Below are 26,634 nucleotides of genomic sequence, written 5' to 3' on the forward strand. Positions count from 1 at the left end.
ATTTGTAACTTTTTCGTCTGACCCTGTACAATGGCTGGATGCCAATCGGGTGTTGCACAGTGTGTTTGTCGGCGATACCACGTTTTGATTAACAATATATGCCAGAGACTTGCAGTTTTCATTTAGCCATGGCAGTTCTATAATGATACGCATTATCTCAAGTGCAATTTCTGTCACTTCTGTTAATGAAGTGAATCGTTTAGCTACAGGACAGATTCCGCATGACTGACAACAATACCGCATTAAAGAAGGCTGGCCTGAAAGTAACGCTTCCTCGTTTAAAAATTCTGGAAGTTCTTCAGGAACCGGATAACCATCACGTCAGTGCGGAAGATTTATACAAACGCCTGATCGATATGGGTGAAGAAATTGGTCTGGCGACCGTGTATCGTGTGCTGAACCAGTTTGATGATGCCGGTATCGTGACCCGCCATAATTTTGAAGGTGGTAAATCCGTCTTCGAACTGACTCAACAGCATCATCACGATCACCTCATCTGTCTCGACTGCGGCAAAGTAGTCGAGTTCAGCGATGATTCCATCGAAGCGCGCCAGCGTGAGATTGCGGCTAAACATGGTATTCGTTTAACCAACCATAGTCTCTATCTCTACGGCCACTGCGCTGAAGGCGATTGCCGCGAAGATGAGCATGCCCACGACGGCAAAAAAATGTAATGCTTTTTGAAAAGCCAACCTTCCGGTTGGCTTTTTTTATGGGCATTACCTGCCCTTTTCCCCTTCCCTACGCTCCTGTGTTGCTTTAATGTAAAAATCAATTGCCCCTTCCGGAGAGTCGAAATGGAACTTCGCCAGCTACGCTATTTTGTGCGCATTGTAGAAACAGGCAGCATGGGTAGCGCGGCGCTCGATCTCAATATCGGGGTTTCGGCACTCAGCCAGCAAATGTCGCGTCTGGAAAACGAACTCGCTATTCGCCTGCTGCAACGCACCTCACGAGGCGTGACACCCACCAGCGCCGGGCTGGCTTTTTACTCCCAGGCGCAGCTGGCGCTTCGTCACGCAGACGACGCGATCCTCGCCGCACGCGAGTCCCGACTTTCCGGGCACGTCAGCGTCGGCATGGCTCCCAGTACCGCTTCCGTTCTCGGAATGCCGTTTATCAACGCCATGCAGGAAAGCTACAGTGATGTCCGTCTGCATGTGGTGGAAAGCCTCTCTGGCAATCTGGAGCGGATGATTAATACCCGCCAGATTGATCTGGCTGTCGTGTTTCAGAAAGAAAAGATCCTGCGCTGGAGCGCCATACCGATTCTCGAAGAGCGGCTGTTTTTGATTGGGACTCATGCCTTACTGGCTGATATTGCCGATGACAATATTGCTCCAGCCCAGCTGGCAAGTATCCCATTGATAATGCCAAGCCCGGGCCACGGTCTGCGCGGCAGGCTGGAAGCGATTTGTCAGGAACACGCGCTGAACATTGAGATCGCCACGGAAATTGATGGTCTGGCGCTACTCATGCGTGCCGTGCGCAGTGGCATTGGTGCCACTCTCCAGCCCGGCGCGGCAATTTCCCATCTCGATAAAGAGACGCTAAGAGTGATCGGCGTCCACAATCCAATACTTAGCCGCCCCAACTTTCTGGTGAGTCTCTCAGACGATGAACTCACCCCGGCAGGCCTCGCGGCCCGTGTGGTGCTGACGAAAGTGATGCATCAACTGGTGGAAGCAGGAAGCTGGCCTGGCGCCATCCTTTACAATAACTAAAGTACCGTTTAGCACTACGTCATAGCGCCCGCACAAGCTGCGCGTATACATTTCAATTACAAATTTAACAATTAGTTAAATGGTAATGGAGTATACGATGGTTGATGTTCTGGTGATTGGCGGTGGCAATGCTGCCTTATGCGCTGCCCTTACCGCCCGGGAGCAAGGCGCTTCCGTTTTACTACTCGAAGCGGCTCCCCGGGAATGGCGTGGGGGAAATTCCCAACACACGCGTAATCTGCGCTGTATGCATGATGCGCCGCAGGATGTGCTGGTAGAAAGCTATCCGGAAGAGGAGTTCTGGCAGGATCTGCGCCGCGTCACGGAAGGAAATACCAACGAAGCCCTGGCACGTCTGGTGATCCGTACCTCTTCCCAATGCCGCGACTGGATGCGCCAGCACGGCGTTAACTTTCAGCCTCCTCTCTCTGGCGCTTTGCACGTGGCGCGTACCAACGCCTTTTTTATGGGGGGCGGAAAAGCCCTGGTGAATGCCTATTACCGCAGCGCAGAAAAGCTGGGCGTACAAATCCGCTATAACACACCGGTGCAGGCGCTTGAACTGCACAACGGCGAGTTCGTGGCGGCGCTGTCAGGCAACGAGCGTATCACAGCGAAATCCTGCGTGCTTGCTGCTGGCGGATTCGAATCTAACCGGGAGTGGTTGCGCGAAGCCTGGGGGGAAAATGCCCGCGGCGAGTGGCCTGCGGATAACTTTCTAATTCGCGGCACGCGTTTTAATCAGGGCGTACTGCTCAAATTTATGATGGATGCTGGCGCAGACATTATCGGCGATCCCTCCCAGTCACACTGTGTGGCAATTGATGCCAGAGCGCCATTATATGACGGCGGGATTTGCACCCGCGTGGACTGCGTTTCGCTCGGTATTGTGGTGAACCGGGACGCTGAGCGTTTTTATGATGAAGGTGAAGATTTCTGGCCCAAACGCTATGCCATCTGGGGACGTCTGGTCGCTCAACAGCCAGGACAGATTGGCTACTCCATCATCGACAGTAAAGCTATCGGACACTTCATGCCTCCGGTCTTTCCTGGCACACAGGCCAATACGCTGGCTGAACTGGCCTTTCAGTTAGGACTGGATGCCGAACGCTTTACCCACACCGTGACAGAGTACAACAACGCCTGCCAGCCAGGTCAGTTCGACCATACCGTTCTGGATAACTGCGCCACTAAAGATTTGCTACCCGCGAAAACGCATTGGGCGCGACCGCTGGATCAACCGCCTTACTACGGCTACGCCCTGCGGCCAGGAATCACCTTCACTTATCTTGGGTTAAAAGTGAACGAACGCGCCGCTGTGCATTTTGCAGGGCTTCCAAGCCGTAATCTGTTCGTCGCCGGAGAGATGATGGCGGGCAACGTGCTGGGCAAGGGTTACACCGCAGGCGTGGGGATGTCGATCGGCACGACCTTTGGCCGCATTGCCGGAAAAGAAGCCGCGCTGGCCGCACGTAAGGAGACACATCATGAAGCAGCTTGAGAAACTGATCATCGAAGCGCAAATTATCACCGAACCGGAAGCGGAAGTTGAACGCGTAATGCAGGTGTGTAACGCCTGCCGCTATTGCGAAGGCTTTTGCGCCGTGTTCCCGGCCATGACTCAGCGTCTGGAATTCGGTAAAGCGGATATCAATTATCTGGCAAACTTGTGCCATAACTGCGGCGCTTGCCTGCACGCGTGTCAGTATGCCCCGCCTCATGAATTTGCCATCAACGTGCCGAAGGCGATGGCGGAAGTCCGGCTCGAAACCTATCAGCATTACGCGCAGCCCGCTGCTTTTGGAGCGCTATATCGTCGCGCAGGCGTAACCGTGACGCTGGCGCTGGTATTCGGTCTGATCCTGTTTTTACTCCTCGCTATAGGTTTGAAAGGTTCACTATTCCATCCTCCGCTGGCCGGGGATTTCTATCAAATTTTCCCGCATAACCTGCTGGCCTGGATGTTTGGTTCGGTCTTTGTTCTGGCGATCGGTTTGCTGATGGCAGGCGTGATCCGCTTCTGGCGCGAGATTTCTCCGGGCATGCCGCGTTCCGTCGAGATTGCTGAAGCCTCACACAATGCGCTGACGCTGAAGTATCTCGATGGAGGCCATGGCAAAGGTTGTAACGAAGCGGATGATGCTTTCACCCTGATGCGTCGCCGTTTCCACCACTTCACCTTCTACGGTTTTCTGCTCTGCTTTGCCGCCACCGTGGTGGCAACAGGCTATCACTACTTTGCCGGCATAGAAGCACCCTACCCGTTCTTCAGCGTTCCGGTCATGCTGGGCACGTTGGGTGGCATTGGCCTGGTTGTCGGCCCGGCTGGCTTGCTATGGCTTAATCTCAGGCGCTCACCGCTACACGGCGACGCCCGGCAAAAACCGATGGATCGCGGTTTTATTTTGCTGCTGCTGCTGACCAGTCTGACCGGTCTGGCGCTGCTGGCAGGAAGAGATACCGCATGGATGGCTATTTTACTGGCCATTCATCTCGGCGTGGTCATGGCGCTTTTTCTGACCATTCCTTACGGAAAATTTGCCCACGGATTTTACCGCTGCGCAGCCTTACTCAAGTGGGCGATTGAGAAACGGCGCGGCAAACAGGCGGGAGTCTCAGGCGACTAACCCGCAAACTCTTACCTCTATAAATATTATGATAAGACAGTGGAGCAAACCCAATGACACAACAACCATCGCGCACCGGAACTTTCGGCGCAATACTGCGGGTAACCAGCGGTAATTTTCTCGAACAGTTCGACTTTTTTCTGTTCGGTTTTTACGCCACCTATATCGCAAAGACTTTCTTCCCCGCGGAGAGTGAGTTTGCCGGGCTAATGTTGACCTTTGCGGTTTTCGGTTCGGGTTTTTTAATGCGGCCGGTTGGCGCAATCGTGCTGGGTGCTTATATCGACAGAATTGGTCGCCGCAAAGGACTGATGGTGACGCTGGCGATCATGGGCTGTGGGACCCTGCTGATTGCCCTGGTTCCCGGTTATCAAAGTATTGGCCTGCTGGCTCCTGTGCTGGTATTAGTCGGTCGATTATTGCAGGGCTTCTCTGCGGGCGTAGAGTTGGGCGGCGTTTCGGTTTATCTTTCTGAAATCGCCACGCCTGGCAATAAAGGTTTCTACACCAGCTGGCAGTCCGCCAGCCAACAGGTTGCCATTGTGGTGGCAGCGCTGATTGGCTACGGCCTGAATGCCACGCTGGGGCACGATGAAATCTCTGAATGGGGCTGGCGCATTCCGTTCTTTATTGGTTGTATGATTATTCCGTTGATCTTCGTCCTGCGCCGCTCGCTTCAGGAAACGGACGCATTTTTACAACGTACACACCGTCCCGACACCAGGGAAATTTTCACCACTATCATCAAAAACTGGCGTCTGATCTCAGCGGGTACGCTGCTGGTGGCGATGACCACAACGACGTTTTACTTTATTACCGTCTATACCCCGACCTATGGCAGGGCTGTACTCCATCTGAGCGCTCGCGACAGCCTGGTCGTCACCATGCTGGTCGGTATTTCTAACTTTATCTGGCTGCCGATTGGCGGAGCGATTTCTGACCGAATTGGTCGCCGCCCGGTATTGATGGGGATTACCGTACTCGCTCTGATCACCACCTGGCCGGTCATGCACTGGCTCACCGCCGCGCCAGATTTTATGCGCATGACGTTGGTCCTGCTTTGGTTCTCGTTCTTTTTTGGTATGTACAATGGGGCAATGGTCGCGGCACTCACCGAGGTGATGCCTGTCTATGTCCGTACGGTGGGTTTTTCACTGGCCTTCAGTCTGGCTACGGCAATTTTTGGCGGTCTGACACCCGTCATATCCACGGCACTGGTTCAGCTAACCGGAGATAAAAGCTCACCGGGATGGTGGCTGATGTGCGCGGCACTTTGCGGACTCGCCGCCACGGCAATGCTGTTTGTCCGGCTGAGTCGGGGTTATCATCCAGTGGAAAATAAGCTCTGAAATGCAAACGGGCGGAAAATTCTCCGCCCGTTGTCTTTTTCATTTTTTGAATTACTGTGCGGCATTCTTGCTGCGAATTTCCTGCCAGACCTTGTCACAATCAGCATTAACGGACTGACCGTTACCCGTGCGCGTGGCCTGAATACACTGCTGATAATCCAGCACGCGTACGCTTTCTTCATTAGCAAACTGCTGGTGCTGTTTTTCTTTCTTCAGCACATTCAACACGCTTTGGCAGGCTTCTATTTTTTCCGGCGATCCTTGAGCGGTATTAATACACGCGCTGTAGGCTTCTTTCAGACGGCTGTCCTCTTTCGGCGCAGGAGATTGCGCACACGCCACCAGCCCTGATGCCATAACGGCAATGAGTATCAGTTTTTTCATAGCACTTTCCTCAACGAAGCGGCAGGCCCCTGGCTGCCGCTGTTGGCATTAGAAGATGGTGAACGGAGCAATAACGATGAACTTCACGTCGCGCTCATCCTGGAACATGTTGCCGTAGCCACCGCCCCAGCTCGGAATGTCTGAATGGTTGTCGTACTGAGTGAAGTGCAGCTTAAACATGGTGCCCTTCGCACGACCATCCTGCAGGGTGTAGACCGCATCCAGGCTGTAAGAAGATTCTTCGATAGTCCGGTTTTTGTCGTAGTACGCATCCGGGTTAAGCTGCCAGGTTGATGGCTTAGCATCCCATGCGTAAACGTAGGACGCGCCTACCGCCCAGCCCGGCAGATTCCAGTTCTTCAGGTCATACATTGCGCCGAAGAAGACTGCCTTTTCACCGTTGGCGTTGAAGTCAGAACGGTTATCCCACCAGACATCCAGACGACCGTTTGAAGAGGCATAGGTTGGGGTCATACGCTGCAGGAAGTAACCCTGCTGGCCGTCCGCTTTAACCCAAGTCCCTTCCAGACGAAGGTCAACGACTTCTGCCACTTTGTAGCCAAAGGTCAACGCCTGCAACCAGGCTGTGCCATCATAAATATCGTTCACGGTACGATCATCAACCTTGTCGCGTGCACCGTAGAACTGGTAGCTGGTGGTAAATGGGTTACCGCCTAAATCGAATTTGTAGCTGGCTTTTGCGAAGTACTGATCGACGTAACCTTCAGACTGACCAAATGCCGCTTCCAGCAACAGGTTATTTTTGAAGTCATATTTCGCGCCAATTGAGTGCAGGTAATCAACGCTGGTCTTTTTATCAGCCTGATAGAATTTATCGACTTCGGTGTGCCACGGTGCTTTATATTCGTTAGCCCACATATAGGAGAAGCTCAGCGCGCCAGCATCACCATAGTCGAAGTTGGCACCAGCTTCAGCACCCTGATAGGTACCTGGCATAAAACTCCAGTGCGGTGCCAGCAGAGTCTGCCCGGTTGGTTGAATGTAACCGGCACGCGCCCAGGTTGGGCCGTATTTAAATTTAGCTGCTGCTTTATAAAGGCTAATCCCGCTCTTATCGCCGGAATAATCCTCGTCATAGCCTTTATTTTTGGAAGAGAATGCGATTTCGTTTGGATGGCCGCTTTCGCTACTTTCGTTCATTTCAATAGCGGTAAATGCTGCGATATCAATACCAAACATATCGGCCGCATAACCGGACTGGAAGTCGAGGTTAGCGTTCCAGGTGGAGTGAGAAAGGTTGGTTTTGTATTTGTCATGATCGGTCACATCTTTACGGTCACGCTCACGCTGCCAGTAATAGATGCCGCCGGTTAAGGTTGAGTCATCAATAAATCCTTCGGCGTGTACCTGGGGAGCAACAACAAAACCCGACATTGCTGTGATACCGGCGATAGCCAGCGCCAGCGTACTACGTTTGCCACTAAACGTACGCATATGTTAATCCTCTTTGACGTATAAAATGCTGCCGACAAAAGCGGACAGCGAAAAAACAAAAAATAAAAAAGTAGCGCTAAGAAAACCTCAGTGACTACAATGAATAGACTATTTTTCGCGACGCGAATTATCAATCTCTTTCTGTAACGAGTATGTAATAGTATGAGCAACCGCACATATTTGATTGCTTTCTGTTACATTTTCATCGGAAGATAAAAAAGCGTTGAAAAAATTAAAAAATCGCTTGTTTTCCATGGAGATGAAATCGGTTTCAGCCCATTTCATATTGAGGTAAGTTATTTAAACGTAAAAACATTCGCCCAGCCCATTATTACGGACATGTAATTAATTCGCTCCGCAAACGGAGCCTGGAACACGTTTTTTTTGCGAAAAAAAACGCCGCATGAAGCGGCGTTTAGAGAGGATGTGTTGCGGCTTATTCGCCCGCTTTAGCCCACGTGTCACGTAGACCAACGGTACGGTTAAACACCAGCTTGTCAGCCGTTGCATAACGACTGTCCAGGCAGAAGTAACCTTCACGCTCAAACTGGAACGCTTTACCTGCAACCGCTGCCTTCAGCGACGGCTCACCGTAACCCTGCTTAATGACCAGCGATTCCGGGTTAATAACGGACAGGAAGTCTTCCGCCGCGCCTGGATTTGGCACGCTAAACAGACGATCATACAAGCGGATTTCAATCGGCAGCGCATGGGACGCGCTCACCCAGTGAATAACGCCTTTGACTTTACGGCCATCGGCCGGATCTTTGCTCAGGGTGTCGGCATCGTATGTGCAGAAAATGGTGGTGATATTTCCTTCCGCATCTTTCTCAACACGTTCGGCTTTGATCACATAAGCATTACGCAGGCGTACTTCTTTGCCCATCACCAGACGCTTGTACTGCTTGTTCGCTTCTTCACGGAAGTCTGCGCGATCGATCCAAATTTCACCGCTAAATGGCACTTCGCGGCTGCCCATTTCCGGTTTGTTCGGATGGTTAGGCATGGTGACCAATTCGCTTTCGCCCTGCGGATAGTTTTCGATAACCAGTTTAACCGGATCGATAACCGCCATCGCGCGCGGGGCGTTTTCGTTCAGATCTTCGCGGATACAGGATTCCAGAGAAGCGATCTCAATGGTGTTGTCTTGCTTGGTCACGCCAATGCGTTTGCAGAACTCACGGATCGCGGCAGCGGTGTAACCGCGACGACGCAGGCCAGAAATCGTCGGCATACGCGGATCGTCCCAGCCTTCAACGTGCTTGTCGGTCACCAGCAGGTTCAGCTTGCGCTTGGACATCACGGTATATTCCAGATTCAGGCGCGAGAATTCGTACTGACGCGGATGAACCGGAATGGTGATGTTGTCCAGCACCCAGTCGTACAGACGACGGTTATCCTGGAACTCAAGCGTACACAGGGAATGCGTAATGCCTTCCAGCGCATCGCTGATGCAGTGGGTAAAGTCGTACATCGGGTAGATGCACCACTTGTTGCCGGTCTGGTGGTGTTCGGCGAACTTAATGCGGTACAGCACCGGATCGCGCATCACAATAAACGGCGACGCCATGTCGATTTTCGCACGCAGGCACGCTTTACCTTCTTCAAAACCACCGGCACGCATTTTTTCGAACAGCGCCAGGTTCTCTTCGACGCTACGATCGCGGTACGGGCTGTTTTTGCCTGGCTGAGTCAGCGTGCCGCGGTATTCGCGGATTTCGTCCGCTGACAGTTCGTCAACGTACGCCAGTCCTTTATTAATAAGCTCTACCGCATAGGCGTGAAGCTGATCGAAGTAATCCGAAGAGTAGCGAATATCGCCAGTCCAGTGGAAACCTAACCATTCAACGTCGTTTTTAATCGACTCAACGTACTCGATATCTTCTTTAACCGGGTTCGTATCATCAAAACGCAGGTTGCACTGGCCCTGGTAATCTTGCGCAATGCCAAAGTTCAGACAAATGGATTTCGCGTGGCCAATGTGCAGATAGCCATTTGGCTCCGGCGGAAAACGGGTATGGATAGTGGTGTGCTTACCACTGGCCAGATCTTCATCGATGATCTGACGAATAAAGTTACTCGGGCGGGCTTCAGCCTCACTCATCGTGGATTCCTCAAAGCGTAAACAACGTATAACGGATTATGATCTTATAAGCGACGTCAGGAGACAACTATTAGTTGCACAAAAAAGGTGTTTCAACAGGATATATGAGGGCATTTGCTGCAAAAAAAAGCGGCGGAGGAATATCCCCCGCCGCTTAAGGCACTTAACTCACTTTACTCAGGAGCAGTTATTTACCTTTAATCTCATATAGTGGTGTTTGACCGGCAACCACATGACCTTCGGCTTTAATAACCAGAGCGCCGAAATCATCGCTGTTGCTGCACACAACCGGGCTTATCATGGAACGTGCGTTAGCGTTCAGGAACTCCAGATCCATTTCCAGAATCGGTTGGCCTGCAGTAACTTCCGCACCTTCTTCGACCAGACGCTTGAAGCCTTTACCTTCCAGCGCTACGGTATCGATGCCCATATGGACCACGATTTCCGCGCCTTTAACCGTTTCCAGGCAGAACGCATGGTTAGTGTTGAAGATTTTCACGATGGTGCCCGCAGCCGGAGCAACCACGATTTTATCCGTTGGTTTCACTGCCACGCCGTCGCCTACAGCTTTACTGGCGAAGGCTTCATCAGGAACCTGTTCCAGCGCAACTACGTCACCAGTAATCGGAGAAACCAGCGCTTCAACGGTGACTGCATTCGCTACAGCCTGCGGTTTTGCTACTGGGGCCGCTGCTGCTGGCGCACTTTCACCAGATGCTGCTGCCACTGGGCCACGCGCGACAACTTTCTTCATTTCGTCGCCGATGGATTCGGCTTTCGCACCCACGATGACCTGGATAGTTTGCTTGTTCAGCTTAACTACTCCAGATGCACCTAAACGCTTACACATCGCATCGTTTACGCGACCGGAGTCGGCAACGGTCAGACGCAGACGAGTGATACAGGCATCAATCGCTTTCAGGTTATCAGTACCGCCAACCGCTGCAATGTAGTTGGTTGCCAGTTGAGCCAAACCTTCTTCAGTGTTGCTGTTGGCTTCTTCAGTAACGATATCGTCTTCTTTATCTTCGCGGCCCGGCGTTTTCAGGTTAAACATACGAATAACCGCGCTGAACAGCACAAAGTAGATAACGAAGAACACCAGCCCCATCACCACCAGCATCCAGACGTTCTGGCTTGCTGCCGGCAGGTTGTACATCAACACGTAGTCGATAGCACCTGCGGAGAAGGAGAAGCCTGCGTGGATCCCCAGCAGTGTTGCAACGAACAGGCTGATACCCGTTAACAGTGCGTGCAGGAGGTACAGCAGTGGAGCCAGGAACATGAACAGGAATTCCAGCGGCTCGGTAACACCGGTCAGGAATGCGGTGATCGCAACGGACAGCAGCATACCGCCAACCATCGGACGACGTGCTTTAGGAGCCGCGAAGTACATCGCCAGCGCCGCACCCGGCAGACCAAACATCATGATTGGGAAGAAGCCAGACATGAACATACCCGCAGTGCCGTCACCCGCGTAGAAGCGGTTGATGTCACCGTGGAATACGGTACCTGCAGCGTTAGTAAATTCGCCAATCTGGAACCATGCGATGGTGTTCAGCACCTGATGCAGACCGGTTGGGATCAGCAGACGGTTGATGAAACCAAAGATACCGGAACCCAGCGCACCAGCGCCCACGATCCACTCACCACCCGCATGGATGGCATTCTGTACCGGCGGCCATACGTAACCGAAGATAGCAGCCAGCACCAGACAGAAGAAGCCAGTGGCGATCGGCACAAAGCGTTTGCCGCCAAAGAAGCTCAGGAAGTCAGGCAGTTTGATACCAGACCAGCGGTTATACACGGCACCGCCGACCAGACCGGTGATGATACCAGCCAGCACGCCCATATTGATTGCAGGGTTAATGGTAACCATTGCTTTGGTCAATATGAAATAACCGACCGCACCTGCCAGCGCTGCCGCACCTGCGCTGTCTTTTGACCAGCTGGAAGCAACACCGATCGCAAAAATTAACGCGAGGTTATCAAAGATGGCCCCACCCGCTTGCGCGATGAAGGGTACGTTAAGTAAATCTGGTTGGCCGAATCGCAGCAGCAGTGCCGCGACTGGCAGCACAGCGATGGGGAGCTGTAACGCCCTACCCAGCCGCTGGAAAAAACCTAAAATATTCATTTTATTCCCCCTACGAGACCCCGATTAGGCTTCTTTGAAGCCATATTTTTATTGTGCGACCATTCCTGACAGCAAGATTCTGGAACAACGATATTAACCATTCATCTACATTCAGAGTGTGTGAAAAATTAATTCGTATCGCAAATTAAACGCGTGTTTTTTGTGATTCCAGTCACCAAATATCGTTATTAACCCTCCCTTTCACTGGCTAACTACGAAAACTTATTTTATCATTCAAAAAATCGAAACGGATTGATCCTTACCGATGCAAAACCAGGTTACGCTTATTACTGCACAGAGACTCAATCCGCCAATTGCTTACATTTACTTTTGAGGTGAAGAATGAGACTGATCCCCCTGAATACCGCTGAACAAGTCGGCAAATGGGCTGCTCGCCATATCGTTAACCGTATTAACGCGTTCAAACCAACGGCAGATCGTCCGTTCGTTCTGGGCCTGCCGACTGGCGGTACTCCGCTGACAGCTTATAAAGCATTGGTTGAAATGCACAAAGCGGGCCAGGTGAGCTTCAAGCATGTTGTTACTTTCAACATGGACGAATATGTTGGCCTGCCGAAAGAGCATCCGGAAAGCTACCACAGCTTTATGCACCGCAATTTCTTTGATCACGTTGATATTCCAGCAGAAAATATCAACCTCCTCAATGGTAACGCGCCGGATATTGATGCAGAATGCCGTCAGTATGAAGAAAAAATCCGTTCTTACGGTAAAATCCACCTGTTTATGGGCGGTGTAGGCAACGATGGTCACATCGCGTTCAACGAACCAGCTTCCTCTTTGGCTTCCCGTACCCGCATCAAAACGCTGACTCACGACACACGTGTTGCTAACTCACGCTTCTTTGACGGCGACGTAAGCCAGGTGCCTAAATATGCGCTGACCGTTGGCGTGGGTACCCTGCTGGATGCTGAAGAAGTGATGATCCTGGTTCTGGGCCACCAGAAAGCACAGGCGCTGCAAGCCGCCGTTGAAGGCAACGTTAACCACATGTGGACCATCAGCTGCCTGCAGTTGCATCCAAAAGCCGTTGTGGTCTGCGATGAGCCTTCCACCATGGAACTGAAAGTGAAGACGCTGAAATACTTCAACGAGTTAGAAGCGGAAAATATTAAAGGTCTGTAATTGATGTCTCCGCCCTGTCGATAAGTTGCAGGGCGGCATTTTTTTGAAATCGGGGGTCGGAATGTATGCTTTAACCCAGGGCCGGATCTTTACCGGTCACGAAATTCTTGATGACCATGCGATTGTTGTCGCCAATGGCCTGATCGACAGCGTTTGCCCACTGGCTGAATTACCGTCAGGGATTGAACAGCGCTCACTGAATGGGGCCATTGTTTCCCCCGGTTTTATTGATGTACAGCTGAACGGCTGCGGCGGCGTACAGTTTAACGATACGGCAGAAGCCGTGACCGTTGAAACGCTGGAAATAATGCAGAAAGCCAATGAAAAATCTGGCTGCACCAACTATCTGCCAACGCTTATCACCACCAGCGATGACCTGATGAAACAGGGTGTTCGCGTGATGCGTGAATACCTGGCGAAACACCCGAATCAGGCATTAGGACTTCATCTTGAAGGACCGTGGCTGAACCTGGTGAAAAAAGGCACCCATAATCCGGGATTTGTCCGTCAGCCGGACGCTGCGTTGGTTGATTTCCTGTGCGATAATGCCGATGTGATCACCAAAGTCACACTGGCACCAGAAATGGTCCCGGTAGAGGTCATCACCAAACTGGTGAATGCGGGTATCGTGGTTTCTGCGGGTCACTCCAATGCAACGGTAAAAGAAGCAAAAATCGGATTCCGTGCAGGTATTACCTTTGCAACGCACCTGTTCAACGCGATGCCGTACATTACCGGCCGCGAACCCGGTCTGGCGGGCGCTATTTTGGATGAAGCCGATATCTACTGCGGTATCATCGCCGATGGCCTGCACGTTGACTACGTTAACATCCGTAATGCTAAGCGCCTGAAAGGCGACAAGCTGTGCCTGGTCACTGACGCAACCGCGCCAGCAGGTGCAAACATTGAACAGTTCATTTTCGCTGGTAAAACAATATACTACCGCAATGGACTGTGTGTTGATGAGAATGGTACGTTGAGCGGTTCATCATTAACCATGATTGAAGGCGTACGCAATCTGGTCGAGCATGCAAATATCGCCCTCGACGAAGTCTTACGCATGGCAACGCTCTACCCTGCTCGCGCCATCGGCGTCGACAAACAACTCGGCAGCATCGCGCCAGGCAAAGTAGCCAACCTGACTGCGTTCACGCACGACTTTAAAATCATCAAGACCATCGTTAATGGCAACGAGGTCGTTACTGAGTAAGAGAAAGAATGACACCAGGCGGACAAGCTCAAATAGGTAATGTTGATCTCGTAAAACAGCTTAACAGCGCGGCGGTTTATCGCCTGATTGACCAGCATGGGCCAATCTCGCGAATTCAAATTGCCGAGCAAAGCCAGCTTGCCCCCGCCAGCGTAACCAAAATTACGCGTCAGTTGATCGAACGCGGGCTGATCAAAGAAGTCGATCAGCAGGCCTCCACCGGGGGCCGCCGCGCTATCTCTATCGTCACAGAAACCCGCAATTTCCACGCCATCGGCGTACGCCTGGGTCGCCACGACACAACGCTCACGCTCTATGATATGAGCAGTAAAGTGGTTGCTGAAGAGCATTATCCTCTCCCGGAGCGCACCCAGGAAACGCTGGAATATGCTCTGCTCAACACCATTGCCATCTTTATTGAGAACTGCCAGCGGAAAATCCGTGAGCTGATCGCAATTTCTGTCATCTTGCCAGGCCTTGTCGATCCTGAAAGCGGCGTCATCCGCTATATGCCACACATTCAGGTCGAAAACTGGGGACTGGTCGAAGCGCTCGAAAAACGCTTCAACGTCACCTGCTTTGTTGGTCATGATATTCGCAGCCTTGCGCTGGCTGAGCACTATTTCGGGGCAAGCCAGGATTGCGAAGACTCCATTTTGGTGCGAGTGCACCGCGGAACCGGCGCGGGTATCATCTCCAATGGCCGAATTTTCATCGGTCGCAATGGCAACGTCGGCGAGATTGGTCATATTCAGGTAGAGCCGCTGGGTGAGCGCTGTCACTGCGGTAACTTCGGCTGTCTGGAAACCATTGCCGCCAATGCCTCTATCGAACACCGCGTGCAGAACTTATTGAAACAGGGTTATCCAAGCCGGCTCACGCTGGATGATTGCAGCATCAAAGCTATCTGTAAGGCGGCAAATAAAGGCGATAACCTGGCAGCAGAAGTCATTGAGCACGTTGGTCGCCACCTGGGTAAAACCATCGCCATCGCCATCAACCTGTTTAACCCACAAAAAATCGTCATTGCGGGCGAAATTACCGAGGCTGATAAAGTGCTGCTGCCTGCAATAGAAAGCTGTATCAACACGCAGGCGTTGAAAGCGTTTCGCCACAATTTACCGGTGGTTCGTTCCACGCTGGATCACCGCTCTGCCATTGGCGCCTTTGCGTTGGTGAAGCGTGCGATGCTCAACGGTACACTGCTGCAACGTTTGCTGGAAAACTAATACACGTCATCCTTCGAGCTGCCTCTGCGTTAGCTGCATCTGCTCACCCCGGTCACTTACTTCAGTAAGCTCCAGGGGTTCGCAGACTTGCCGCCTTGATGCAACTCGAATGATGTAGTGTATTTTGTGTATAGTAATGCCTTCTTTTTTTAATGTCGGATTGTCCATGGCCATTAAGAATGTAATTTGTGATATCGACGGCGTGCTGATGCACGACAATGTTGCCGTACCAGGTGCGGCAGAATTTCTGACTGGGATCCTGGAAAAAGGCCTGCCGTTAGTCCTGCTGACTAACTACCCTTCGCAGACCGGGCAAGATCTGGCAAACCGCTTCGCCACCGCGGGTGTGAATGTCCCTGATAGCGTCTTTTATACTTCCGCGATGGCTACCGCTGATTTCCTTCGTCGCCAGGAAGGAAAAAAGGCCTATGTGGTGGGTGAAGGCGCGTTAATTCACGAACTGTACAAAGCTGGATTTACCATTACCGACGTGAACCCCGATTTTGTGATTGTTGGCGAGACACGTTCCTATAACTGGGACATGATGCATAAAGCAGCATATTTTGTCGCCAACGGCGCGCGTTTTATCGCCACTAACCCGGATACCCACGGTCGCGGCTTTTATCCCGCCTGTGGAGCACTCTGTGCCGGTATTGAGAAGATCTCAGGTCGTAAACCGTTTTATGTCGGCAAACCCAGCCCGTGGATTATTCGCGCGGCTCTCAACAAAATGCAGGCGCACTCGGAAGAAACCGTTATCGTTGGCGACAACCTGCGTACCGATATTCTGGCTGGTTTTCAGGCGGGTCTGGAAACTATCCTGGTACTGTCTGGCGTATCCAAGCTTGATGATATTGACAACATGCCGTTCAGACCAAGCTGGATTTACCCATCCGTTGCTGAAATAGACGTCATTTAATCTCTTTAGCCGGATAACAACATCTGTAAGTTATCCGGCCTGAAAAATACATCCATTCAATAAAATCACCACTTCACTGTTGATTCATCAATAATAGCGCTCATTACATAATCTTTTTTCACCAATCCACAATGACTATTGCGTTTTTTATTTTCTGACCCGTAATTCGCTTGCGCCCTCTCCAGCTTTGCGGCATTTTCTTTATCAAGCAAACATAAAAAGCATCACGCAACAGGTTAACGGAGAAGGTTATGTGTTCTATTTTTGGCGTATTCGATATTAAAACTGACGCAGTTGAACTGCGTAAAAAAGCCCTGGAACTGTCTCGTCTGATGCGCCACCGCGGCCCGGACTGGTCAGGTATTTACGCCTGTGATAACGCCATTCTGGCGCACGAACGTCTGTCCATCGTCGACGTCAATGCCGGTGCTCAGCCGCTGTACAACATGAAGAAGACACATATCCTGGCGGTTAACGGTGAAATTTATAACCACCAGACACTGCGTGCTGAATACGGCGATCGCTACCAGTTCCAGACCGGTTCCGACTGCGAAGTTATCCTCGCGCTGTATCAGGAAAAAGGACCCGCTTTCCTCGATGACCTGCAAGGGATGTTCGCTTTTGCCCTGTACGACAGCGAGCAGGACGCCTACCTGATCGGTCGTGATCATATCGGGATCATCCCGCTGTATATGGGTTACGACGAGCACGGTAACTTCTACGTTGCGTCTGAAATGAAAGCGCTGGTTCCTGTCTGCCGCACAATCAAAGAATTCCCGGCCGGTAGCTATTTGTGGAGTAAAGACGGTGAAATTCGTCAGTACTACCAGCGCGACTGGTTTGAATACGATGCCGTCAAAGACAACGTTACCGATAAAAACGAGCTGCGCCAGGCGCTGGAAGATGCGGTGAAAAGTCACCTGATGTCAGATGTTCCTTATGGAGTTCTGTTGTCCGGTGGTCTGGATTCATCCGTCATTTCCGCGATCACTAAAAAATACGCGGCACGCCGTGTTGAAGATCAGGAACGTAGCGAAGCCTGGTGGCCACAGCTGCACTCCTTCGCCGTCGGCCTGGAAGGCGCTCCGGATCTGAAAGCTGCGCAAGAGGTGGCGAACCATCTGGGGACCGTGCACCATGAGATCCACTTCACCGTGCAAGAAGGTCTGGATGCGATCCGCGACGTGATTTACCACATCGAAACTTACGATGTCACGACGATTCGCGCCTCGACGCCAATGTACTTAATGTCGCGTAAAATTAAAGCGATGGGCATTAAAATGGTGTTGTCGGGTGAAGGTTCGGACGAGGTGTTTGGCGGCTACCTCTATTTCCACAAAGCGCCAGATGCAAAAGAACTGCACGAAGAAACTGTACGCAAGCTGCAAGCGCTGCATATGTTCGACTGCGCCCGTGCCAACAAAGCCATGTCGGCCTGGGGTGTAGAAGCTCGCGTGCCCTTCCTGGATAAGAAATTCCTTGATGTGGCGATGCGCATCAACCCGCAGGACAAAATGTGCGGCAACGGCAAAATGGAAAAACACGTTCTGCGCGAATGTTTTGAGTCCTACCTGCCGGCAAGCGTCGCATGGCGTCAGAAAGAACAGTTCTCTGACGGTGTCGGTTACAGCTGGATTGACACCCTGAAAGAGGTGGCTGCAGAACAAGTTTCTGACCAACAACTGGAAACTGCCAGCTTCCGTTTCCCGTACAACACGCCATCGTCAAAAGAAGCGTATTTGTACCGTGAGATTTTCGAAGAGTTGTTCCCGGTAGCAAGCGCTGCCGAATGTGTGCCTGGCGGGCCGTCGGTTGCCTGTTCTTCTGCCAAGGCGATCGAATGGGATGAGGCGTTTAAAACCATGAACGATCCGTCTGGCCGTGCCGTTGGCGTACACCAGTCTGCTTATAAATAAGTTAATCCTTAGATAAGAGCCCTGCGGGGCTCTTTTTTTATGTTTGTTTTCTGTGCAAAAAAACAATTAATAACTAATAATTGCCGAATATTGCGTCATGCTGTTCGCAACCTAACCAAACAGTCACATTCCAGCTATTTTCAATGAAAAAGGGGTTGACGCTTCAAGGCTCAATACGCATAATGCGCCCCGCAACGCCGATAAGGTTACGCGAAAAAAAGATGGCTACGTAGCTCAGCTGGTTAGAGCACATCACTCATAATGATGGGGTCACAGGTTCGAATCCCGTCGTAGCCACCATCTTTTTTGCGGGAGTGGCGAAATTGGTAGACGCACCAGATTTAGGTTCTGGCGCCGCAAGGTGTGCGAGTTCAAGTCTCGCCTCCCGCACCATTCACCCGTAAGCGTTGCACGGATGGGGTATCGCCAAGCGGTAAGGCACCGGTTTTTGATACCGGCATTCCCTGGTTCGAATCCAGGTACCCCAGCCATTTTTTCTTCGATATAGCGGTTCACCGCAACGGTCATTGGGGTATCGCCAAGCGGTAAGGCACCGGTTTTTGATACCGGCATTCCCTGGTTCGAATCCAGGTACCCCAGCCATCGAAGAAAATGTTAGTATTTGGCTACGTAGCTCAGCTGGTTAGAGCACATCACTCATAATGATGGGGTCACAGGTTCGAATCCCGTCGTAGCCACCATATTAAGGACGTATCGACTCGTTCGGTAAATCCAAAAAATTGTTGGGGTATCGCCAAGCGGTAAGGCTCTGGTTTCTGATACCAGCATTCCGAGGTTCGAATCCTCGTACCCCAGCCAATTTCAAAAAGTCGTCCACTCTGTGGGTGCACCCGTTGGGGTATCGCCAAGCGGTAAGGCTCTGGTTTCTGATACCAGCATTCCGAGGTTCGAATCCTCGTACCCCAGCCATATTAAAAAAGCTCGCTTCGGCGAGCTTTTTGCTTTTCTGACGCCGGATGACGGCAAGCTTTACCCGGCCTACATGAGCTGTAGGCCTGATAAACGTAGCGCCATCAGGCACCACTCGAGCTACAACCCTAACGCATACTTCAGTGCCTGACGTTTCAGTACGCCAGCGCGCTCTGCGGCCATGAGCCCGAGATTACGCATGATGCGCAGCGGCTGCAGGTTATTGCTAAATCCAGCATAGAACAGATCCATACCGCTTTGCATGATGAAATTGTCAGTCATACGGCGATTCTGATAGCGCTTGAGCACCGGCTGACTGGCCCAGGATTCACCGTAGCTGCGCGCGTTCACCAGCACATCAATCAACGCATCAACATCACGAAAGCCCAGATTGACGCCCTGCCCCGCCAGCGGATGAATGGTATGCGCGGCATCACCTACCAGCGCCAGCCCTGGTTGCACATATTGCAGCGCATGACGACGCGTAAGCGGGAACGCCCCCGCAGCCACTGGCATCACCTTACCGAGTCGCGATGGAAAATGTTTAGCAATCTCCGTCTGCAATTGCGGCATATTCAGCGCTTGCAATTGGCGGATGCGAGCCGGTGAGTCGTACCACACCAACGAGGCCCAGTTATCAAACAGCGGTAAAAACGCGCGCGGGCCGTCAGGCGTAAATTGCTGCCAGGTGCTGTCTCCCGGTGAGTTTTCGCATTGCACGGTTATCAACATACAGGACTGCGCGTACTGCCAGGCATGGATACCAATCCCGGCCATTTTTCGCACCTGAGAGTTGGCACCATCGGCGCCGATAACCAGCTTCGCGCTGATGGTTTCGCCGCCTGCCAGCTCAAGCTCATGTCGATCGTTATGTTGATGCAAAGAAATCAGGGACGCCGATACGCGCAGCGTGACTTTAGGGTGAGCTTCCAGAGCCTGCCAGAGCGCCTGTTGCAGGACCGTGTTTTCCACCATATAGCCCAACAGAGGCAGCTTAAGCTCGGCGGCATCAAACATCACATGGGCATTTTCCCACTCCCACGTTTCCAGTCGACGATAAGGATGGCTGCGCATCCCCTGCACCGTATCCCAGACGCCCAGCCCTTTTAGCAACGACACCGATGCGGAACTTATGGCAGAAATTCTGACATCAGGCTGTCCGTCAGCCACAAACGGCGCGGGAACGGCATGCTCAATGACCGTTACCGTAAATCCATGCTGCGCCAGTCCAAGCGCCAGCGCGCCGCCGACCATCCCCCCGCCGACAATGGCAATTTCCGTTGGTTGATTTGTCATGGTCAATTATCCAGTTACATGTATTGTGTAAGTTTACAGGATTTTTTACCCCTTGAGGCTGACATCCGTCATACTGGTCACAACCGCGCCAAAGCAGTACACTATGCGCCCTGCATTTCAGCCACAATTTCGCAAGAGCAAGTCGATGACCAAAAAACTCCATATTAAAACCTGGGGCTGTCAGATGAACGAATACGATTCATCGAAGATGGCCGATCTGCTGGATGCCACTCATGGGTATCAACTGACTGACGTGGCGGAAGAAGCGGATGTGCTGCTGCTGAATACCTGCTCAATCCGTGAGAAGGCTCAGGAAAAAGTGTTCCATCAACTGGGCCGCTGGAAACTGTTAAAAGAGAAAAATCCCAAGCTCATCATTGGGGTCGGTGGCTGTGTTGCGTCTCAGGAAGGCGATCATATTCGCCAGCGCGCGCATTACGTCGATATTATTTTTGGGCCGCAAACGCTGCACCGCCTGCCTGAAATGATCAACAAAGTGCGTGGAAGCACGACCCGTAGCCCGGTGGTTGATATCAGTTTTCCGGAGATCGAAAAGTTCGACCGCCTGCCGGAACCGCGTGCTGAAGGTCCAAGCGCGTTTGTGTCCATCATGGAAGGTTGTAATAAATATTGTACTTACTGCGTGGTGCCCTACACCCGCGGTGAGGAAGTCAGCCGTCCGGCGGATGATATTCTGTTTGAAATCGCCCAGCTTGCAGCCCAAGGCGTGCGTGAAGTGAACCTGCTGGGGCAAAACGTGAACGCCTGGCGTGGTGAGAACTACGACGGCACGATCGGATCTTTTGCCGATCTGTTACGTCTGGTCGCAGCGATCGACGGTATTGATCGTATCCGCTTCACCACCAGCCATCCGATCGAATTCACCGATGATATCGTTGAAGTTTATCGCGATACGCCAGAGCTGGTGAGCTTCCTGCATCTGCCGGTACAGAGCGGTTCAGACCGCGTACTGAACCTGATGGGGCGTACCCATACCGCGCTGGAATACAAAGCGATCATCCGCAAACTGCGCGCTGCGCGTCCGGATATCCAGATTAGCTCCGACTTCATCGTTGGCTTCCCGGGTGAGACCACGCAGGATTTCGAGCAGACCATGAAGCTGATTGCTGACGTCAATTTTGACATGAGCTACAGCTTTATTTTCTCTGCGCGTCCTGGCACCCCTGCCGCCGATATGGTCGACGACGTGCCGGAAGAAGAGAAGAAACAGCGTCTGAACATTCTTCAGGAGCGTATCAACCAGCAAGCTATGGCCTGGAGCCGTCGTATGGTCGGCACGATCCAGCGCATTCTGGTTGAAGGCACATCGCGTAAGAGCATCATGGAACTGTCAGGCCGTACCGAAAATAACCGTGTGGTGAACTTTGAAGGCAACCCGGAAATGGTCGGTAAGTTCGTAGACGTAGAAATTACCGATGTCTGGACTAACTCCCTGCGCGGTAAAGTAGTGCGTACCGAAGATGAAATGGGTCTGCGTATCGCAGAGTCCCCTGAATCGGTCATTGCGCGTACCCGTAAAGAAAACGATCTGGGCGTCGGTATTTATCAGCCTTAATCCTGCTGAAAAACGTAAACAAGGCCCGATGGCGCTATGCTTATCGGGCCAACACTCCCAGGCTCGCTGCTCCAGCGGGCCTTGTAATCAGCCCTGTCATCCCCATATTTATTGCAATGCTTGCGCCTTTCCCCCATGGCGTGAATAATTTCCTTAGATGCCGGTAAATGTTCAGCGTCCGGCGAGACATGCATAAGAGGAACAGTTTGAACATAGACACTCGCGAAATCACCCTTGAACCCGCAGACAACGCCCGCCTGCTGAGCCTTTGCGGCCCATTTGATGACAACATCAAACAGCTGGAACGTCGCCTCGGCATCGAAATTAACCGCCGTGATAACCACTTTAAACTGACCGGTCGCCCAATTTGCGTCACCGCCGCGGCAGATATTTTACGTAGTCTGTACGTCGATACCGCCCCAATGCGCGGTCAGACGCAGGACATCGAGCCTGAACAAATTCATCTGGCGATCAAAGAAGCGCGTGTGCTTGAGCAAAGCGCAGACAGCGTGCCTGAATTTGGCAAAGCGGTGAACATCAAAACCAAGCGCGGAGTAATAAAGCCGCGTACGCCGAACCAGGCACAGTACATTGCGAATATCCTCGACCACGACATCACCTTTGGCGTTGGCCCTGCGGGTACGGGTAAAACGTATCTCGCGGTTGCCGCTGCGGTCGATGCGCTTGAGCGTCAGGAGATCCGTCGTATTCTGCTGACCCGTCCGGCAGTGGAAGCGGGCGAAAAACTGGGATTCCTGCCGGGAGATCTCAGCCAGAAAGTCGATCCGTATTTACGACCACTGTATGACGCGCTGTTCGAAATGCTCGGCTTTGAAAAGGTTGAAAAGCTGATTGAGCGTAACGTCATTGAAGTTGCGCCGCTGGCCTATATGCGCGGTCGTACATTGAACGATGCGTTCATCATTCTTGATGAAAGCCAGAACACTACCATCGAACAGATGAAAATGTTCCTGACCCGTATCGGCTTTAACTCTAAAGCGGTCATCACTGGCGATATCACGCAGATTGACCTGCCGCGTAGCACCAAATCCGGTCTGCGTCATGCCATTGAAGTACTGGCTGAAGTCGACGAAATTAGTTTTAATTTCTTCCATAGCGAAGACGTGGTTCGCCACCCGGTGGTTGCCCGTATCGTCACGGCGTATGAAGCCTGGGAAGAAGCAGAACAGAAACGCAAAGCCGAGCAGGCTGCAGAACGCAAGCGCGAAGCTCAGGAGCAGGAACAAAAATGAGTCAGGTTATCCTCGATTTACAGCTGGCATGTGAAGACGAATCCGGTCTGCCAACAGAAAGTCAGTTTCAGGGCTGGCTGGATGCGGTGATCCCGCAGTTTCAGGAAGAGTCTGAAGTGACGATTCGTCTGGTCGATGACGCGGAAAGCCACGACCTGAACCTGACCTATCGCGGGAAAGACAAATCCACCAACGTGCTCTCTTTCCCGTTTGAGGCTCCGCCGGGCATCGAGATGCCGCTGCTGGGCGATTTGATCATCTGCCGTCAGGTGGTTGAGAAAGAAGCGCAGGAGCAAGGCAAACCGCTTGAGGCCCACTGGGCGCACATGGTGGTGCACGGTAGCCTACATTTACTCGGCTACGACCATATTGAAGACGATGAAGCGGAAGAGATGGAATCCCTCGAAACAGAGATTATGCTTGCTCTGGGCTATGAGGATCCGTACATTGCCGAGAAGATTGCAGAATAGTAGCTTGCCGGATGGCGGCGCTTGCGCCTTATCCGGCCTACATTCATGCCTTTCGTAGGCCTGATAAGCGTAGCGCCATCAGGCAAAACATGCCGTCAACTGCTGAGTATACGCATGACGCGCTTTGTATTAACTAACATGAGAACCCATACGACGCCATGAGCGACGACAATTCACACAGTAGTGACACCTTAAACAGCAAAAAGGGATTTTTTTCCCTGTTACTGAGCCAACTTTTCCACGGTGAACCGAAAAACCGCGACGAACTGTTGGAGCTGATCCGTGATTCCGGGCAAAACGATCTTATCGATGAAGATACGCGCGATATGCTCGAAGGGGTAATGGATATTGCGGACCAACGTGTTCGCGACATCATGATCCCTCGCTCCCAGATGATTACCCTGAAACGCAACCAAACTCTGGACGAATGCCTCGATGTCATTATCGAGTCTGCCCACTCGCGTTTCCCGGTAATTAGCGAAGACAAGGATCACATTGAAGGGATTCTGATGGCCAAAGATCTGCTGCCGTTTATGCGTAGCGATGCCGAAGCCTTCAGCATGGAGAAAGTGTTACGCCAGGCGGTTGTCGTCCCTGAAAGCAAGCGGGTTGACCGCATGCTGAAAGAGTTCCGCTCCCAGCGTTATCATATGGCTATCGTCATCGACGAGTTTGGCGGTGTCTCAGGTCTGGTGACCATTGAGGACATCCTTGAACTGATTGTCGGTGAAATTGAAGACGAGTACGACGAAGAAGACGATATTGATTTCCGTCAGCTCAGTCGCCACACCTGGACTATTCGTGCGCTGGCGCCGATTGAAGACTTCAACGAAGCTTTCGGCACGCATTTCAGCGATGAAGAAGTGGATACCATTGGCGGGTTGGTCATGCAGGCCTTCGGTCATCTGCCCGCGCGTGGAGAGACCATCGACATTGATGGTTACCAGTTCAAAGTGGCAATGGCCGACAGCCGTCGTATTATTCAGGTTCATGTCAGAATTCCGGACGACTCACCCCAGCCCAAACTGGACGAATAAAACCGAAACTGGATCTAAGACTACATGGCATTTGCCCCTTTAATTGAACGCCAGCGCATTCGCCTGCTGCTGGCGTTATTATTCGGTGCCTGCGGGACACTGGCTTTCTCACCGTATGACATCTGGCCCGCTGCGATTGTTTCGCTGATGGGTCTGCAGGCTCTCACCTTCAACCGTCGTCCGCTCCAGTCTGCCGCTATCGGCTACTTCTGGGGACTGGGACTGTTTGGCTCAGGCATCAACTGGGTTTACGTCAGTATCGCGCAGTTTGGCGGTATGCCGGGCCCCGTTAACGTCTTCCTCGTGGTTCTGCTTGCTGCTTACCTTTCCCTCTACACCGGCCTGTTTGCCGGCGTTTTGGCGCGTCTGTGGCCGAAAACTACCTGGACACGCGTAGCGATTGCCGCGCCGGTAGTCTGGCAAATCACTGAATTTCTACGCGGCTGGGTACTGACCGGTTTTCCGTGGCTGCAGTTCGGCTACAGCCAGATCGACGGTCCGTTAAAAGGGCTGGCGCCGGTAATGGGCGTTGAGGCGATTAACTTCCTGCTGATGATGGTTAGTGGCCTGCTGGCACTTGCGCTGGTAACGCGTAACTGGAAGCCGCTGGCTGCCGCCGCAGTTCTTTTCGCTCTGCCCTTTCCGCTACGTTATATTCAGTGGTACACGCTGGAGCCGGAAAAAACCACCCAGGTCTCGATGGTGCAGGGTGACATCCCGCAGTCGCTCAAATGGGATGAAGGCCAGTTACTCAACACCCTGAAGATTTATCTCGACGCCACCCAGCCTGAGATGGGCAAATCACAGCTCATCATATGGCCAGAATCCGCTATTCCTGACCTGGAAATTAACCAGCAGCGTTTTCTGAGTATGATGGATGACCTGCTGAAATCGAAAAACAGCACGCTGATTACCGGTATTGTAGACGCGCGTCTGAACAAGCAGAATCGTTACGACACTTACAACACCATCATCACACTGGGTAAAGACAGCCCATACAGCTACGACTCCAGCAACCGCTACAACAAAAACCATCTGGTACCGTTTGGCGAGTTTGTCCCGCTGGAATCTATCCTGCGCCCGCTAGCGCCATTCTTTGACCTGCCAATGTCTTCGTTCAGCCGCGGTCCTTATGTACAGCCACAGCTGCATGCACACGGCTTTAAGCTGACCGCAGCCATCTGCTACGAAATCATTCTTGGCGAACAGGTACGAGATAACTTCCGCCCGGATACGGACTATCTGCTGACTATCTCCAACGATGCATGGTTTGGTAAATCTATTGGTCCGTGGCAGCACTTCCAGATGGCGCGGATGCGTTCCCTCGAGCTGGCGCGACCTCTGCTGCGTAGCACCAACAACGGTATTACGGCGGTGATTGGTCCGCAGGGCGAAGTGCAGGCGATGATCCCGCAGTTTACCCGCCAGGTGCTGACCACCAGCGTGACGCCAACGACGGGCTTAACCCCTTATGCCCGTACCGGAAACTGGCCGCTCTGGCTGCTAACCGCGCTGTTTGGCTTTGGCGCAGTGGTAATGAGTCTGCGCCAACGTCGTAAATAAACCAGTACCCCATCAAATGCAGGCCGGATAAGGCGGTACGCCGCCATCCGGCAGTTGTGCCGCATCGTGCCTGATGGCGCTACGCTTATCAGGCCTACTCCCCCCTTCCTCTCTTCCAATGCCCATTCTGGCACGTCTATTGCTTTGTTCTACAAGGCAAACGCTGTTTTGGCTGAATGTGCAACCTGGTCGCACCAAAGTTGAGCGCCGGTAGCACCTGAAAAGTGCAACAAGATATTTTTGCCCCCAAATGGTGCGGCGCACTTCGCAAAAATAAACAATAACACAGCAAATTCTTTACATTCATCCAAA

At 52.2% G+C, this 26,634-nt stretch carries 21 protein-coding genes and 7 tRNA genes; 23 read left to right on the forward strand and 5 right to left on the reverse strand.

Features of this window, described 5'->3' with window-relative positions; genetic code table 11:
* Positions 1-142: 142 nt before the first annotated feature.
* From OGY18_RS16150 to OGY18_RS16175, 6 genes are all read left to right on the forward strand, one after another.
* Positions 143-229, forward strand: coding sequence for a ryhB-regulated fur leader peptide (locus OGY18_RS16150; RefSeq protein ID WP_100247215.1), 87 nt, complete (start codon positions 143-145; stop codon positions 227-229).
* Positions 222-674: a ferric iron uptake transcriptional regulator gene (fur, locus tag OGY18_RS16155; RefSeq protein WP_286553618.1), complete on the forward strand. Its 453-nt coding sequence runs from the start codon at positions 222-224 to the stop codon at positions 672-674. Before OGY18_RS16150 ends, fur begins: the two co-directional genes overlap by 8 nt.
* 123 nt (positions 675-797) lie before the next feature.
* The gene (tcuR, locus tag OGY18_RS16160; RefSeq protein ID WP_003831357.1) at positions 798-1,724 is read left to right on the forward strand and encodes a tricarballylate utilization LysR family transcriptional regulator TcuR; all 927 of its coding nucleotides are present in this window, start codon (positions 798-800) and stop codon (positions 1,722-1,724) included.
* Positions 1,725-1,821: 97 nt separating this feature from the next.
* On the forward strand, positions 1,822-3,225 hold the full coding sequence (gene tcuA, locus OGY18_RS16165) for an FAD-dependent tricarballylate dehydrogenase TcuA (protein ID WP_286553621.1): 1,404 nt from the start codon (positions 1,822-1,824) through the stop codon (positions 3,223-3,225).
* Complete coding sequence (tcuB, locus tag OGY18_RS16170) at positions 3,212-4,351, forward strand: tricarballylate utilization 4Fe-4S protein TcuB (RefSeq protein ID WP_286553624.1); 1,140 nt, start codon at positions 3,212-3,214, stop codon at positions 4,349-4,351. The genes tcuA and tcuB overlap by 14 nt, the downstream gene beginning before the upstream one ends.
* 53 nt (positions 4,352-4,404) lie before the next feature.
* Complete coding sequence (locus OGY18_RS16175; protein WP_149384129.1) at positions 4,405-5,700, forward strand: MFS transporter; 1,296 nt, start codon at positions 4,405-4,407, stop codon at positions 5,698-5,700.
* A 51-nt stretch (positions 5,701-5,751) separates the two neighbouring features.
* Here the strand turns inward: OGY18_RS16175 and OGY18_RS16180 are convergent, their stop codons facing one another.
* The 4 genes from OGY18_RS16180 to nagE form a co-directional block, all read right to left on the reverse strand.
* Positions 5,752-6,084 (reverse strand): ChiQ/YbfN family lipoprotein, encoded by a 333-nt coding sequence (locus OGY18_RS16180; RefSeq protein ID WP_063940703.1) that lies wholly within the window; start codon positions 6,082-6,084, stop codon positions 5,752-5,754.
* Between the two features lie 48 nt (positions 6,085-6,132).
* Positions 6,133-7,539 carry a chitoporin ChiP gene (gene chiP, locus OGY18_RS16185; RefSeq protein ID WP_003831346.1) on the reverse strand — a complete coding sequence of 469 codons (1,407 nt, stop codon included), beginning with the start codon at positions 7,537-7,539 and terminating at the stop codon, positions 6,133-6,135.
* Between the two features lie 436 nt (positions 7,540-7,975).
* On the reverse strand, positions 7,976-9,643 hold the full coding sequence (gene glnS, locus OGY18_RS16190; RefSeq protein WP_048226099.1) for a glutamine--tRNA ligase: 1,668 nt from the start codon (positions 9,641-9,643) through the stop codon (positions 7,976-7,978).
* A gap of 187 nt (positions 9,644-9,830) precedes the next feature.
* Complete coding sequence (gene nagE, locus OGY18_RS16195) at positions 9,831-11,780, reverse strand: PTS N-acetyl glucosamine transporter subunit IIABC (protein WP_003831342.1); 1,950 nt, start codon at positions 11,778-11,780, stop codon at positions 9,831-9,833.
* Positions 11,781-12,122: 342 nt separating this feature from the next.
* On the opposite strand from nagE, the gene nagB reads away from it, so the two are divergent.
* The 12 genes from nagB (at position 12,123) to OGY18_RS16255 (ending at position 19,127) form a co-directional block, all read left to right on the forward strand.
* On the forward strand, positions 12,123-12,923 hold the full coding sequence (nagB, locus tag OGY18_RS16200; RefSeq protein WP_003022803.1) for a glucosamine-6-phosphate deaminase: 801 nt from the start codon (positions 12,123-12,125) through the stop codon (positions 12,921-12,923).
* 61 nt (positions 12,924-12,984) lie between these two features.
* A complete protein-coding gene (gene nagA, locus OGY18_RS16205; RefSeq protein WP_003831339.1) occupies positions 12,985-14,133 on the forward strand; it encodes an N-acetylglucosamine-6-phosphate deacetylase in 1,149 nt (382 codons plus the stop codon).
* An 8-nt stretch (positions 14,134-14,141) separates the two neighbouring features.
* Positions 14,142-15,362, forward strand: a complete 1,221-nt coding sequence (gene nagC / locus OGY18_RS16210; protein WP_126955851.1) for a DNA-binding transcriptional regulator NagC — start codon at positions 14,142-14,144, stop codon at positions 15,360-15,362.
* 166 nt (positions 15,363-15,528) lie between these two features.
* On the forward strand, positions 15,529-16,281 hold the full coding sequence (nagD, locus tag OGY18_RS16215; RefSeq protein ID WP_003022792.1) for a ribonucleotide monophosphatase NagD: 753 nt from the start codon (positions 15,529-15,531) through the stop codon (positions 16,279-16,281).
* A gap of 251 nt (positions 16,282-16,532) precedes the next feature.
* Entirely contained in the window at positions 16,533-18,197 is a 1,665-nt protein-coding gene (gene asnB, locus OGY18_RS16220) for an asparagine synthase B (protein WP_003831332.1), read from the forward strand.
* A gap of 223 nt (positions 18,198-18,420) precedes the next feature.
* A tRNA-Met gene (locus OGY18_RS16225) sits at positions 18,421-18,497 on the forward strand.
* Between the two features lie 8 nt (positions 18,498-18,505).
* A tRNA-Leu gene (locus tag OGY18_RS16230) sits at positions 18,506-18,590 on the forward strand.
* A gap of 23 nt (positions 18,591-18,613) precedes the next feature.
* A tRNA-Gln gene (locus OGY18_RS16235) sits at positions 18,614-18,688 on the forward strand.
* 37 nt (positions 18,689-18,725) lie between these two features.
* Positions 18,726-18,800 (forward strand) — tRNA-Gln (locus OGY18_RS16240).
* 21 nt (positions 18,801-18,821) lie between these two features.
* A tRNA-Met gene (locus tag OGY18_RS16245) sits at positions 18,822-18,898 on the forward strand.
* 43 nt (positions 18,899-18,941) lie between these two features.
* A tRNA-Gln gene (locus OGY18_RS16250) sits at positions 18,942-19,016 on the forward strand.
* Between the two features lie 36 nt (positions 19,017-19,052).
* A tRNA-Gln gene (locus tag OGY18_RS16255) sits at positions 19,053-19,127 on the forward strand.
* 120 nt (positions 19,128-19,247) lie between these two features.
* On the opposite strand, the gene ubiF is transcribed toward OGY18_RS16255, so the two are convergent.
* The gene (gene ubiF, locus OGY18_RS16260) at positions 19,248-20,423 is read right to left on the reverse strand and encodes a 3-demethoxyubiquinol 3-hydroxylase (protein WP_174785005.1); all 1,176 of its coding nucleotides are present in this window, start codon (positions 20,421-20,423) and stop codon (positions 19,248-19,250) included.
* A 145-nt stretch (positions 20,424-20,568) separates the two neighbouring features.
* On the opposite strand from ubiF, the gene miaB reads away from it, so the two are divergent.
* The 5 genes from miaB (at position 20,569) to lnt (ending at position 26,322) form a co-directional block, all read left to right on the forward strand.
* A complete protein-coding gene (gene miaB / locus OGY18_RS16265) occupies positions 20,569-21,999 on the forward strand; it encodes a tRNA (N6-isopentenyl adenosine(37)-C2)-methylthiotransferase MiaB (RefSeq protein ID WP_286553627.1) in 1,431 nt (476 codons plus the stop codon).
* 206 nt (positions 22,000-22,205) lie between these two features.
* Positions 22,206-23,252: a PhoH family protein gene (locus OGY18_RS16270; RefSeq protein ID WP_003022776.1), complete on the forward strand. Its 1,047-nt coding sequence runs from the start codon at positions 22,206-22,208 to the stop codon at positions 23,250-23,252.
* Positions 23,249-23,722, forward strand: a complete 474-nt coding sequence (ybeY, locus tag OGY18_RS16275; protein ID WP_048214688.1) for an rRNA maturation RNase YbeY — start codon at positions 23,249-23,251, stop codon at positions 23,720-23,722. Before OGY18_RS16270 ends, ybeY begins: the two co-directional genes overlap by 4 nt.
* Before the next feature lie 158 nt (positions 23,723-23,880).
* Positions 23,881-24,759 (forward strand): CNNM family magnesium/cobalt transport protein CorC, encoded by an 879-nt coding sequence (gene corC / locus OGY18_RS16280; protein WP_003022770.1) that lies wholly within the window; start codon positions 23,881-23,883, stop codon positions 24,757-24,759.
* Between the two features lie 24 nt (positions 24,760-24,783).
* Positions 24,784-26,322, forward strand: coding sequence for an apolipoprotein N-acyltransferase (gene lnt, locus OGY18_RS16285; RefSeq protein ID WP_063940705.1), 1,539 nt, complete (start codon positions 24,784-24,786; stop codon positions 26,320-26,322).
* Positions 26,323-26,634 lie beyond the last annotated feature (312 nt).

Source organism: Citrobacter sp. Cpo142 (assembly GCF_030332425.1).
In the GTDB taxonomy this organism is placed as follows: domain Bacteria; phylum Pseudomonadota; class Gammaproteobacteria; order Enterobacterales; family Enterobacteriaceae; genus Citrobacter; species Citrobacter portucalensis.

What these genes read in the sequence shown, in the direction of transcription:
- OGY18_RS16150 (WP_100247215.1), top strand. Translation starts at nt 143, where the DNA reads ATGATACGCATTATCTCAAGTGCAATTTCTGTCACTTCTGTTAATGAA.
- fur (WP_286553618.1), top strand. Translation starts at nt 222, where the DNA reads ATGACTGACAACAATACCGCATTAAAGAAGGCTGGCCTGAAAGTAACG.
- tcuR (WP_003831357.1), top strand. Translation starts at nt 798, where the DNA reads ATGGAACTTCGCCAGCTACGCTATTTTGTGCGCATTGTAGAAACAGGC.
- tcuA (WP_286553621.1), top strand. Translation starts at nt 1,822, where the DNA reads ATGGTTGATGTTCTGGTGATTGGCGGTGGCAATGCTGCCTTATGCGCT.
- tcuB (WP_286553624.1), top strand. Translation starts at nt 3,212, where the DNA reads ATGAAGCAGCTTGAGAAACTGATCATCGAAGCGCAAATTATCACCGAA.
- OGY18_RS16175 (WP_149384129.1), top strand. Translation starts at nt 4,405, where the DNA reads ATGACACAACAACCATCGCGCACCGGAACTTTCGGCGCAATACTGCGG.
- OGY18_RS16180 (WP_063940703.1), bottom strand. Translation starts at nt 6,084, where the DNA reads ATGAAAAAACTGATACTCATTGCCGTTATGGCATCAGGGCTGGTGGCG.
- chiP (WP_003831346.1), bottom strand. Translation starts at nt 7,539, where the DNA reads ATGCGTACGTTTAGTGGCAAACGTAGTACGCTGGCGCTGGCTATCGCC.
- glnS (WP_048226099.1), bottom strand. Translation starts at nt 9,643, where the DNA reads ATGAGTGAGGCTGAAGCCCGCCCGAGTAACTTTATTCGTCAGATCATC.
- nagE (WP_003831342.1), bottom strand. Translation starts at nt 11,780, where the DNA reads ATGAATATTTTAGGTTTTTTCCAGCGGCTGGGTAGGGCGTTACAGCTC.
- nagB (WP_003022803.1), top strand. Translation starts at nt 12,123, where the DNA reads ATGAGACTGATCCCCCTGAATACCGCTGAACAAGTCGGCAAATGGGCT.
- nagA (WP_003831339.1), top strand. Translation starts at nt 12,985, where the DNA reads ATGTATGCTTTAACCCAGGGCCGGATCTTTACCGGTCACGAAATTCTT.
- nagC (WP_126955851.1), top strand. Translation starts at nt 14,142, where the DNA reads ATGACACCAGGCGGACAAGCTCAAATAGGTAATGTTGATCTCGTAAAA.
- nagD (WP_003022792.1), top strand. Translation starts at nt 15,529, where the DNA reads ATGGCCATTAAGAATGTAATTTGTGATATCGACGGCGTGCTGATGCAC.
- asnB (WP_003831332.1), top strand. Translation starts at nt 16,533, where the DNA reads ATGTGTTCTATTTTTGGCGTATTCGATATTAAAACTGACGCAGTTGAA.
- ubiF (WP_174785005.1), bottom strand. Translation starts at nt 20,423, where the DNA reads ATGACAAATCAACCAACGGAAATTGCCATTGTCGGCGGGGGGATGGTC.
- miaB (WP_286553627.1), top strand. Translation starts at nt 20,569, where the DNA reads ATGACCAAAAAACTCCATATTAAAACCTGGGGCTGTCAGATGAACGAA.
- ybeY (WP_048214688.1), top strand. Translation starts at nt 23,249, where the DNA reads ATGAGTCAGGTTATCCTCGATTTACAGCTGGCATGTGAAGACGAATCC.
- corC (WP_003022770.1), top strand. Translation starts at nt 23,881, where the DNA reads ATGAGCGACGACAATTCACACAGTAGTGACACCTTAAACAGCAAAAAG.
- lnt (WP_063940705.1), top strand. Translation starts at nt 24,784, where the DNA reads ATGGCATTTGCCCCTTTAATTGAACGCCAGCGCATTCGCCTGCTGCTG.